We start from the raw sequence: 9,939 nt of genomic DNA on the forward strand, positions 1-9,939 counted from the left end.
CCGCTACGCCGGGCGCGCGGCGCCACGTCCGCGTCGGCTGCCGGCGGTGGCCCGCGCCGGTGCCGCCGTCGCGGTGCAGATCGCCGGTCGGGTACGCCTGCTGCGCCCCGCCCCGCGGCCACCGGCGCCGCCGCCCGCCGGTGGCGACGGCGTGGCGGATACGGCAGGATCGGCGCCATGGATCTCGGACTGACCGACCGGGTGTACGTGCTCACCGGTGCCTCCCGCGGCCTGGGTTACGCCACGGCGCAGTGCCTGGTCGCCGACGGTGCCCGGGTGGTGCTCTCGGCCCGGGACGCCGACGCGGTGGCTGCCGCCGCGCAGGCGCTCGGCGGACCGGAGCGGGCCGTCGGGCTGACCGCGGACCTGGCCGACCCGGAGACGCCCGGCCGGCTCGTCGCGGCGGCCCGGGAACACTTCGGTCGGCTCGACGGCGCGCTGATCTCGGTCGGTGGCCCGCCGGCCGGCAAGGCCGCGTCGGTCACCGACGAGCAGTGGCGGCACTCCTTCGAGACCGTCTTCCTCGGTACCGTCCGCGCGGTCCGCACGGTCGCCGACGCGCTGCCCGAGGGTGGCGCGATCGGGCTGGTGCTCTCCACCTCGGCCCGCGGCCCGGTGCCCGGGCTCGGCATCTCCAACGGCCTGCGACCCGGCCTGGTCGGGGTCGCCAAGGACGTCGCCGACGACTACGGCCCGCGCGGCGTACGCGTGGTCGGCCTGCTGCCCGGCCGGATCCTGACCGACCGCAACCGGGAACTCTTCGCCGCCACCGGCGACCCGGAGCGCGCCCGCGCCGAGGCGGAGGCCAGCATCCCGCTGCGGCGCATCGGTGACCCGGCCGAGTTCGGTCGCGTGGCCGCGTTCGTGCTCTCCCCCGCCGCGAGCTACCTGACCGGCCTCACCGTGCCGGTCGACGGTGGCGCGCTGCGCGGGCTGTGACGCCCGACCCGGTCCGACGCGCCAGCGAGGCCGCCGGGCACCCCCGGCCGACCCGGGCGGAGCTGGCCGCCGCCACGGACCGGACCATCCCCGACGTTCTCGCGCCCGGGTTGACGGTGCTCTTCGTCGGCATCAACCCCGGCCTCTGGTCGGCCGCCACCGGCTGGCACTTCGCCCGACCCGGCAACCGGTTCTGGCCGGCGCTGCACCGGGGCGGTTTCACGCCACGGCTGCTGCACCCGAGCGAGCAGGACGAGCTGCCCGCCCTCGGCCTCGGCATCACCAACATGGCCGCCCGGGCCAGCGCCCGCGCCGACGAGCTGACCACCGAGGAGTTGCTCGACGGTGCCCGGCTGTTGACCGACAAGGTCACCCGGAACCGGCCGCGCTGGGTGGCGGTGGTGGGCGTGACCGCGTACCGGATCGGCTTCGGTCGCCCGAAGGCCGCCTTCGGGCCGCAGCCGGAGTCGCTGGCCGGGGTGCGGCTGTGGGTGCTGCCCAACCCCAGCGGGCTGAACGCGCACTTCACGCCGGCGACCCTGGGCGCCGCGTTCGCCGAGCTGCGCCTGGCGACCGGTCTGCCGGACCGCTCGGCGGCCTGACCGCCGCCGTTACCTCTCGGCGAACCAGAGGCTGCACTGGCGCCGGACTTCCACGTCGGAGAGGACGGCCCGCAGCGCCAACCGGGGGGAACCGACCACCGGCCTCGCCTTTCACTGCTATCGGCCGGTGTCGTTCCACTGCGAGCGGGGAACGAACACCACATGGCCGACGATCAGAGGCGCGATCTGGAGGAGCTGCTCGCCTCGCGGCTGTGGCCTGCGGTGCTCGTCCCGATCGGTGCGCTCGCCGCGCTGGTCGGCGCCGGCATCTGGCTGGCGCCCGCCTTTCCGTTCGTGCCGGTCACTCTCCTGCTCGCCACGGTGCTGGTGGCGTGGTGGCAACGGGGCGACGCCGTGTTGGCCGACCACACCGGACTGCTGGTCCGACATCGCGGCCGGGTCACCCGCCGCTACCGATGGGAGGAGATCCGCGAAGCCGGGTTGACCCGACCCGGCTTCGGTCAGATCGCCCTGGCCGTCTATCCCGATGGCGGGCCGTGGGACGTGCCCGGTCCCAACAGCGCGGTCCTGGTGGGTCGCATCTGGAGTTTGCGCAAGCCGAACCAGGAGACCCGGGACCGAGTCAACGCGCTCCTGCGGTCCCGGGGCGTCCACGTCGTTGACTCACCACACCCACCATTCGGTGCCTGACCCTTCCACAGCGGCCCGCGAACCGCCCGTGCCTCCAACGGAGCATTCGTGGCCGCTCGGCTCTGGAAGGTGGTCCAGATGACCGCCCAGGGCCACGGACCTCATCGGGTCCTTGCCTGGGCGTTCCACTCGTCCCGAACGCCCGGGTCAGTTGGCGGCGGCGGGCGGTAGCGCCTCGTCGGCGACGTACGTGCCCATCGGCATGATCACCGGCTCGGGGCCGGTCGCGTCCACGTACGGGGTGGGCGAGTCGGCGACCGCGAACTGGGTCCGGTACAGCTCGGCGTAGAGCCCGCCGACCGCCACCAGCTCGTCGTGCCGCCCCCGCTCGACGATCCGCCCGCCGTCGAGGACCAGGATCTGGTCGGCGTCGCGGACCGTGGAGAGCCGGTGTGCGATCACCAGCGCCGTACGCCCGGCCAGCGCCACCGACAGCGCCCGTTGCACCGCCGCCTCGCTCTCTGAATCCAGGTGCGCCGTCGCCTCGTCGAGGATGACGATCGACGGGGCCTTGAGCAGCAGCCGGGCGATGGCGATGCGCTGCTTCTCGCCGCCGGAGAACCGGTAGCCGCGCTCCCCCACGGTGGTGTCCAACCCGTCCGGCAGTGACCGGACGAGGTCGGCGACCTGGGCGCCGGCCAGCGCGGCCCAGATTTCGTCGTCGGTGGCGTCCGGCTTGGCGTACCGCAGGTTCTCGGCGATCGTCTCGTGGAACAGGTGCGAATCCTGGGTGACCACACCGATCTCGTCGCGCAGGGAGGCGAGCGTCGCGTCCCGCACGTCCACCCCGCCGACCAGCACCTGGCCGTCGGTGACGTCGTAGATCCGGGAGATCAGCATGGACAGCGTCGACTTGCCGGCGCCGGACGGGCCGACCAACGCGACCATCTGCCCCGGCTCGACGCTGAACGAGACCCCCTTGAGCACCGGCTCGTTGACGGTGCGGTCGAGCGTGGCGACCTCCTCCAGCGAGGCGAGGGAGATCTCCGCGGCGCTCGGGTAGCGGAACCGCACGTCGCGGAAGTCGACCCGCCCGGCGCCCCGGGGCACCGGCACCGCGTCGGGCTTCTCCACGATGCCCGGCTTCAGGTCGAGCACCTCGAAGACCCGGTCGAAGGAGACCAGCGCGCTCATCACGTCCACCCGGACGTTGGAGAGCGCGGTGAGCGGCCCGTACAGGCGGGTGAGCAGCAGCGCGAGGGTGACCACCGTGCCGGCGCTGACACCGCCGGTCACGGCGAGCCAGCCGCCGAGGCCGTAGGTGAGGGCCTGGGCCAGCGAGGCGACCAGCAGCATCGCCACGAAGAACGTCCGCGAGTACATGGCGGACTGGATGCCGATGTCGCGCACCCGCTCGGCCCGACCGGCGAACCGGCGGGCCTCGATGTCGGGTTGCCCGAAGAGCTTCACCAGCAACGCGCCGGCCACCCCGAACCGCTCGGTCATGGTCGCGTTCATCTTGGCGTCGAGGTTGTACGCCTCGCGGGTGATGTCGGCCAGCCGCCGCCCGACCCGGCGGGCCGGAATGATGAAGATCGGCAGCAGCACCAGCGAGAGCGCGGTGATCTGCCAGGAGAGGGTGAACATCACCGCGGCGGTGAGCACCAGTTGGATGACGTTGCTGACCACCCCGGACAGGGTGGACGTGAACGCGCGCTGCGCGCCGAGCACGTCGTTGTTGAGCCGGCTGACCAGGGCCCCGGTCTGGGTGCGGGTGAAGAACTGCAACGGCATCCGCTGCACGTGGTCGTAGACCCGGGTGCGCAGGTTGAGGATGATGCCCTCGCCGATGCGGGCCGAATACCACCTCTGGGCCAGCGAGAGCAACGCGTCGGCGACCGCCAGCGCGGCGATGAACAGGGCCAGCTTGACCACCAGCCGGCCCGCCTCGGCGCCGCCCCGGTTGATCGCGTTGATCACGTCACCGGCGAGCACCGGGGTGGCCACACCGATGATGGCGGCGAGCACCACGGTGGCCAGGAACACGACGATGTCGCGCCGGTAGGGCTGGGCGAAGGCGACGATGCGCCGGGCCACCCCGCGCTTGAGCCGGTGGGTGGAGACCTCGTCCCGGCTACGCATCGACCGGAGCATGCTCCATCCCGCCATGCCACCGCCGGACATCGGGTTGGACACTCGCTCACCTCCGGGTCGTCGGGCGGACCGCTTCGTCAGGTCAATTCTCCCGACGACTGTGACAACCTCGGTCGTAACCCGGATCTTCCCGTACGGTCCTTACTATTCTCCCCGGCCGGCGAGGTCACGCAGCCGCCGGGTCTGAGCCTCCCGCTCGGCGCGCTGCTGGTCGGCGTGCGACCGCCCGGCCGCGCCGGCGATCAACGCCTTGATCTCCACCACCGCGTCGCGGGCGCCCGCGAGCAGCCCGGCGGTCAGGTCGCGGACCGCGCCGTCCAGCTCGGTGGGTGGCACGACCAGCGTGGCGAGCCCGATCCGGTCCGCCTCGGCCGCGTCCAGCCGGCGGCCGGTCGCGCAGATCTCCAACGCACGGGCATAGCCGACCAGCTCGACGAGGCGCTTCGTGCCGGCCAGGTCGGGGACCAGACCGAGGGTCACCTCGGCCATCGACAGCTTCGCGTCGGCGGCCAGGACCCGCAGGTCACAGGCGAGCGCGAGCTGGAACCCGGCGCCGATCGCGTGACCCTGCACGGCCGCGACGGAGATGACGTCCGGCCGGTGCAGCCAGGTGAAGCCGCCCTGGAACTCGGCGATGCGGTCCGCGCACTCCTGCTCGGGCAGCGTGGCCAGCTCGGCGAAGGAACCCGGGCCGGACGCGCCGGCCACGGACAGGTCCAGACCGGCGGAGAACGCGCGCCCCTCGCCCCGGACCACCACCACCCGCACGTCGCCGGGCAGCTCTCGCGAGAAGTCGCTCATCGCGCGCCACATCGCGGGCGTCTGGGCGTTGAGCACGTCGGGCCGGCACAACGTCACCGTGGCAACCGGCCCGTCGCAGGTCAGCCGAACCCCGGTCGCCTCGGCGGTCACCGGGCGGCCCGGGGCGCGGCGCTGGTGGACGACGCTGAGGGGCGGGTCACGCCTTCTTGCGGCGCCGGGCACCGCCGCGCTGACGCAGCTGCACCCCGGACTCGGTGAGCACTCGGTGGATGAACCCGTAGGAACGGCCGGTCGAGGCCGCCAGCGCGCGGATGCTCTCCCCCGAGGTGTACCGCTTTACCAGGTCCTTCGCGAGCGTCTGACGCTCGGCTCCGACGATCCGGCGACCCTTCTCAGTGCTGGTGGCTGTGCCAGTGGCTGCCATGCTGTGTCCTCACGTCCCAGACTGTGCGGTTCGGATACGGTCCCACCTATTAGACCGCCTCGAACGATCATGCGCCAGATATCAACTCTTCGCCAACCGACACGCTATGCAATGTCAGCTTCCCGATAGAGTGATCCTGGCGATCAGTCCCGCCGCAGCGGCCCGGCGTACCACCGTCGCCCTGCGGCAGTGCCCGTCGACGACCCGTACCCTGCGGTCGTGATCGACCTGTTGGGCACCGCGGCCGGGGCGGCCGTGGTCTTCGCCGCCACCGACATCGACGACATCGTCCTGCTGACCCTGTTCTTCGTCAGCGCACGCCGCACCGGCCGACCGCGCGCCCGGCAGATCGTGGCCGGGCAGTACCTCGGCATCGGGGCGCTGGCGCTGGCCAGCGCGGTGGTCGCCGCCGGCCTGCTGGTGGTGCCCGACCCCTGGACGGGGCTGCTCGGGCTGCTGCCGATCGCGCTCGGGGTCCGCGCCCTCGCGCAGGACGACGGCGACGAGGAACCCGCCGTGGTGGCCTCCACGCTCGGTGTGGCCGGGGTGACGATCGCGAACGGCGCAGACAACGTGGCCGTCTACGTACCCGTGTTCCGCGCCCTCGGCCCCGCCGACAGCGCGGTGTTCCTGCTGGTCTTCGTGCTGCTCATCGCCCTGTGGTGCGCCGCCGCCGCCTGGCTGGGCGGGCACCCGCGGGTGATTCGGCTGGTCGAGCGCGCCGGCCGGTGGCTGGTGCCGGCGATCTTCGTCGGCATCGGGCTGGTGATCCTCGTCGGCTCCGGCGTGCTCGGCCGGCTGGTCGAGTTGCTCGGCTGAGAGCGGCCTGGTCCGACCGCCCGCCCGGCGTTCCGACCGGGGCGGTCAGGCCAGCTCGACCAGCTCCAGCAGGTCGTCGCTCCAGGCGTCCTCGTCGCCGTCGGGCAGCAGGATCGCGCGGTCCGGCTTCAGCGCCAGCACCGCGCCCGGGTCGTGGGTGACCAGCACGATCGCGCCCGGGTAGTTGGCGATCGCGTCGAGCACCTGCTCCCGGCTGACCGGGTCGAGGTTGTTGGTCGGCTCGTCGAGCAGCAGCACGTTGGCGCCGGAACAGACCAGGGTGGACAGGGCCAGCCGGGTCTTCTCGCCGCCCGACAGCACCCCGGCCGGCTTGTTCACGTCGTCGCCGGAGAAGAGGAACGCGCCGAGAATCTTGCGCAGGTCGGTGTCGGACTGCTCGACGGCGGCGGCGCGCATGTTCTCCAGCACCGTCCGCTCCACGTCCAGCGTCTCGTGCTCCTGGGCGTAGTAGCCCAACCGCAGCCCGTGCCCCGCGTGCACCTCGCCGGTGTCCGGCGTCAGCAGGCCGCCGAGCATCCGCAGCAGGGTCGTCTTGCCGGCGCCGTTGAGGCCGAGGATGGCCACCCGGGAGCCGCGGTCAACCGCCACGTTGACGTCGGTGAAGATCTCCAGCGAGCCGTACGACTTGGACAGGCCGGTCGCGGTGAGCGGGGTCTTGCCGCACGGCGCGGGGTTGGGGAAGCGCACCTTGGCCACCCGGTCGGAGACCCGCACCTCCTCCAGACCGGAGATCAGCTTCTCGGCACGGCGGGCCATGTTCTGCGCGGCGACGGTCTTGGTGGCCTTGGCCCGCATCTTGTCGGCCTGCGCCATCAGCGCGCCGGCCTTCTTCTCCGCGTTGGCCCGCTCCCGGCGGCGACGCCGCTCGTCGGTCTCGCGCGCCTCCAGGTACGCCTTCCAGCCCAGGTTGTACACGTCGATGACCGACCGGGTGGCGTCGAGGAACCAGACCTTGTTGACCACCGACTCCAGCAGGGCGCCGTCGTGGGAGATCACGATCAGGCCGCCCTTGTGGTTGGCGAGGAAGCCGCGCAGCCAGGTGATCGAGTCGGCGTCGAGGTGGTTGGTCGGCTCGTCGAGCAGCAGGATGCCGCCGCCGTTCTCACCGGCGTCGCGGAACAGGATCCGGGCCAGCTCGATGCGCCGCCGCTGACCACCGGAGAGGGTGCCGATGGTCTGGGCGAGCGCCCGGTCCGGCAGGCCGAGGTTGGCGCAGATCCGGGCGGCCTCGGCCTCGGCGGCGTACCCACCGAGGGCGGCGAACTGGTCCTCCAGCGCGCCGTAGCGGCGGACCAGCTTCTCGCTGGCGTCCTCGGCGAGCTGAGCCTCGATCTCCTGCATCTGGGACATCAGCACGTCCAGGCCGCGCGCGGAGAGCACCCGGTCGCGGCCGGTGACCTCAAGGTCGCCGGTGCGCGGGTCCTGCGGGAGGTAGCCGATGGCACTGCGCTGGTCGATCTGGCCGCCGTACGGCTGCCCCTCGCCGGCGAGCACCTTCAGGGTGGTGGTCTTGCCGGCGCCGTTGCGACCGACCAGGCCGATCCGGTCACCGGGCTGTACGCGCAGCGTGGTGTCGGACAGCAGGATCCGGGAACCGGCACGCAGTTCCAGGCCGGTGGCAGTGATCATGTTTTCGGGCTCGCTCTCGGGGTCTGGAAGGCTGACTCGGGGCACGCGAAACGGCCGGCGGGCTCAAGGGGCCCGACGGCGCGGGGCGGTTCAGCCTTCGCAGCGCAGCACCCAACCAGTGTACCGGGCGCTCCCGGGCGCCCCTCCCGGATTACCAGTCAAGATCATCGGGTACGGGTAACGGCTATCCGGACCAGTCCGGCACTGAGGCGACACAACGACATTCACATGACAATCACCGGCATACGGCGATCGGGGTCAGCATGGAACTCAACGAGCGGGCCGAACTCGACACCTCGCAGGTCAACGACCTGGGTCGGGGCGGCGGATCCGGCGGCGGCTTCGGCATCCCGATCCCCGGCGGCGGCGGTCGCGGCGGGATCATCGGCATCGTGGTGGCCGTGCTGGTCGCGCTGCTCGGCGGCGGGTTCGGCCTGAACGCGATGACCAACGGCGACGACGGCGGGCAGGCCGGCGGCACCAAGCTGGAGGGGTGCGACCCGAGCAACGCCCAGCGCTTCGAGGACGTGCGCTGCCGCAACCTGCTTTACGTCAACAGCATCCAGGACTACTGGGAGAAGGCGTACCCGGAGCTGGGCAAGGGGACGTACGAGCCGACCAGCACCAACTACTTCGAGTCGGCGGTCAGCACCGGCTGCGGCCAGGCAGACTCCGGCGTCGGCCCGTTCTACTGCCCGGCCGACCGGAAGGTGTACATCGACCTGAGCTTCTACGACGAGCTGGCCTCCCGGTTCGGGGCCAAGGGTGAGTTCGCCGCCCCGTACGTGCTCGCCCACGAGTACGGCCACCACATCCAGAACCTGCTCGGCACCAACGAGCGGGCCGGCCAGGGCGACCAGAGCGGCCCCCGCTCCGCCTCCGTACGACTCGAGCTGCAGGCGGACTGCTACGCCGGCGCGTGGGCCAAGCACGCGACCGAGAGCAAGGACAAGTCCGGCCAGGAGCCGCTGTTCACCTCAATCACCGCGAGCGACATCAGCGAGGCGGTGGAGACCGCCGAGGCGATCGGTGACGACACCATCCAGGAGCGCTCCGGTGGACGGATCAACCCGGACCAGTTCACCCACGGCACCTCGGAGCAGCGGCAGCGCTGGTTCCGGCAGGGCTACGACCGCGGCGACCCTCAGGTCTGCGACACGTTCGGCACGGACCAGCTCTGACAGGTCCACGGCGCCGGGACGGGCGCTCCCACGGTCGATGGTGGCCGTCGGGGCGCCCGTGCCGTGATCAGGGCCAGATGCGGCGCGGAATCCCGGACCTGAACGTTTCGTGCGCGCCGAACCCGTCAGCCGGCCGGGGCGGGGTCGCGGACCAGGACGCGGACCGCCCGCGCCGCGGCCACCGCGGCGACCAGCACGGCGTGGCGTGGCTCGGGCACGTCGAGCAGCCGCTCGGCCCGCAGAGCGACGAGCGGGGCGAGCCGCCGGTCGGCGAGGATGCCGTCCACGGTGCGCCGGTCACCGCCGGCCACCACGGCGTCGAGGGCGCCCGCCTGCGGCAGCAACAGGCGTACCGCCAGTTCGACGGCCTCCCCGAGCGCGGCCTTCGCCTGGTTGTCACGCCGGCGGGCGAAGCGGTGCTGGGACCAGCCACCCGCGGCGGTGCGGCCCTGCACGTAGCGGCTGTCCACCTTGGAGACCACCAGGTCCTCCCCCGCGGCCACGCCGACCGCCACCGCGCTCTTGCGCGCGAGCAGCAGGCCGATGCGGCGTGGCGCGACGGCGGCGGCGAGGAATCCGGACAGGTCGCCGTCCGCGGGCAGGGCGTCGGCGGCACCGGGCGGGGCGTGCAACTCCGCGGTGGCGCCGTCGGGGGCGGTGAGCAGCAGGCCGTAGTCCTCGGTGCGAACGGCCGGCTGGCCGTGCCGCTCGGCGAAGCCCTCGACCCAGCGGCCGAGACGGGCGGGATCGACCTCCACCCAGCGGCCACCACCGGCAGCGGGTCGGCTCGACATCCCCCAAACCTACGACACCACCC

At 72.6% G+C, this 9,939-nt stretch carries 10 protein-coding genes and 1 pseudogene; 6 read left to right on the forward strand and 5 right to left on the reverse strand.

Annotation, left to right across the window (positions count from 1 at the left end; genetic code table 11):
• From DKT68_RS32165 to DKT68_RS23665, 4 genes and pseudogenes are all read left to right on the forward strand, one after another.
• Nucleotides 1–193 (forward strand): annotated as a pseudogene (locus tag DKT68_RS32165) (hypothetical protein); the annotation flags it as partial.
• Nucleotides 178–939, forward strand: a complete 762-nt coding sequence (locus DKT68_RS23655; RefSeq protein WP_109819592.1) for an SDR family oxidoreductase — start codon at nucleotides 178–180, stop codon at nucleotides 937–939. The pseudogene DKT68_RS32165 and the gene DKT68_RS23655, both read left to right, overlap by 16 nt.
• Nucleotides 936–1,541, forward strand: a complete 606-nt coding sequence (gene mug / locus DKT68_RS23660) for a G/U mismatch-specific DNA glycosylase (RefSeq protein ID WP_109819593.1) — start codon at nucleotides 936–938, stop codon at nucleotides 1,539–1,541. The genes DKT68_RS23655 and mug overlap by 4 nt, the downstream gene beginning before the upstream one ends.
• A gap of 162 nt (nucleotides 1,542–1,703) precedes the next feature.
• Nucleotides 1,704–2,192 carry a hypothetical protein gene (locus DKT68_RS23665; protein ID WP_109819594.1) on the forward strand — a complete coding sequence of 163 codons (489 nt, stop codon included), beginning with the start codon at nucleotides 1,704–1,706 and terminating at the stop codon, nucleotides 2,190–2,192.
• Nucleotides 2,193–2,339: 147 nt separating this feature from the next.
• Here DKT68_RS23665 and DKT68_RS23670 read toward each other — a convergent pair whose 3' ends face one another.
• From DKT68_RS23670 to DKT68_RS23680, 3 genes are all read right to left on the reverse strand, one after another.
• Nucleotides 2,340–4,316 (reverse strand): ABC transporter ATP-binding protein, encoded by a 1,977-nt coding sequence (locus DKT68_RS23670; protein WP_109819599.1) that lies wholly within the window; start codon nucleotides 4,314–4,316, stop codon nucleotides 2,340–2,342.
• A gap of 114 nt (nucleotides 4,317–4,430) precedes the next feature.
• Complete coding sequence (locus tag DKT68_RS23675) at nucleotides 4,431–5,198, reverse strand: enoyl-CoA hydratase/isomerase family protein (RefSeq protein ID WP_109819595.1); 768 nt, start codon at nucleotides 5,196–5,198, stop codon at nucleotides 4,431–4,433.
• Nucleotides 5,199–5,244: 46 nt separating this feature from the next.
• Nucleotides 5,245–5,472: a helix-turn-helix domain-containing protein gene (locus tag DKT68_RS23680; RefSeq protein WP_007462679.1), complete on the reverse strand. Its 228-nt coding sequence runs from the start codon at nucleotides 5,470–5,472 to the stop codon at nucleotides 5,245–5,247.
• A 219-nt stretch (nucleotides 5,473–5,691) separates the two neighbouring features.
• On the opposite strand from DKT68_RS23680, the gene DKT68_RS23685 reads away from it, so the two are divergent.
• Nucleotides 5,692–6,291, forward strand: coding sequence for a cadmium resistance transporter (locus DKT68_RS23685; protein WP_109819600.1), 600 nt, complete (start codon nucleotides 5,692–5,694; stop codon nucleotides 6,289–6,291).
• A gap of 45 nt (nucleotides 6,292–6,336) precedes the next feature.
• Here DKT68_RS23685 and DKT68_RS23690 read toward each other — a convergent pair whose 3' ends face one another.
• Nucleotides 6,337–7,941: an ABC-F family ATP-binding cassette domain-containing protein gene (locus DKT68_RS23690; RefSeq protein ID WP_109819596.1), complete on the reverse strand. Its 1,605-nt coding sequence runs from the start codon at nucleotides 7,939–7,941 to the stop codon at nucleotides 6,337–6,339.
• Between the two features lie 263 nt (nucleotides 7,942–8,204).
• Here DKT68_RS23690 and ypfJ point away from each other — a divergent pair, with 263 nt between their 5' ends.
• A complete protein-coding gene (gene ypfJ, locus DKT68_RS23695; protein ID WP_109819597.1) occupies nucleotides 8,205–9,122 on the forward strand; it encodes a KPN_02809 family neutral zinc metallopeptidase in 918 nt (305 codons plus the stop codon).
• Nucleotides 9,123–9,247: 125 nt separating this feature from the next.
• On the opposite strand, the gene DKT68_RS23700 is transcribed toward ypfJ, so the two are convergent.
• Nucleotides 9,248–9,916, reverse strand: a complete 669-nt coding sequence (locus DKT68_RS23700; RefSeq protein ID WP_109819598.1) for an acVLRF1 family peptidyl-tRNA hydrolase — start codon at nucleotides 9,914–9,916, stop codon at nucleotides 9,248–9,250.
• Nucleotides 9,917–9,939 lie beyond the last annotated feature (23 nt).

It is taken from the genome of Micromonospora acroterricola (assembly GCF_003172955.1).
GTDB classification, from domain to species: domain Bacteria; phylum Actinomycetota; class Actinomycetes; order Mycobacteriales; family Micromonosporaceae; genus Micromonospora; species Micromonospora acroterricola.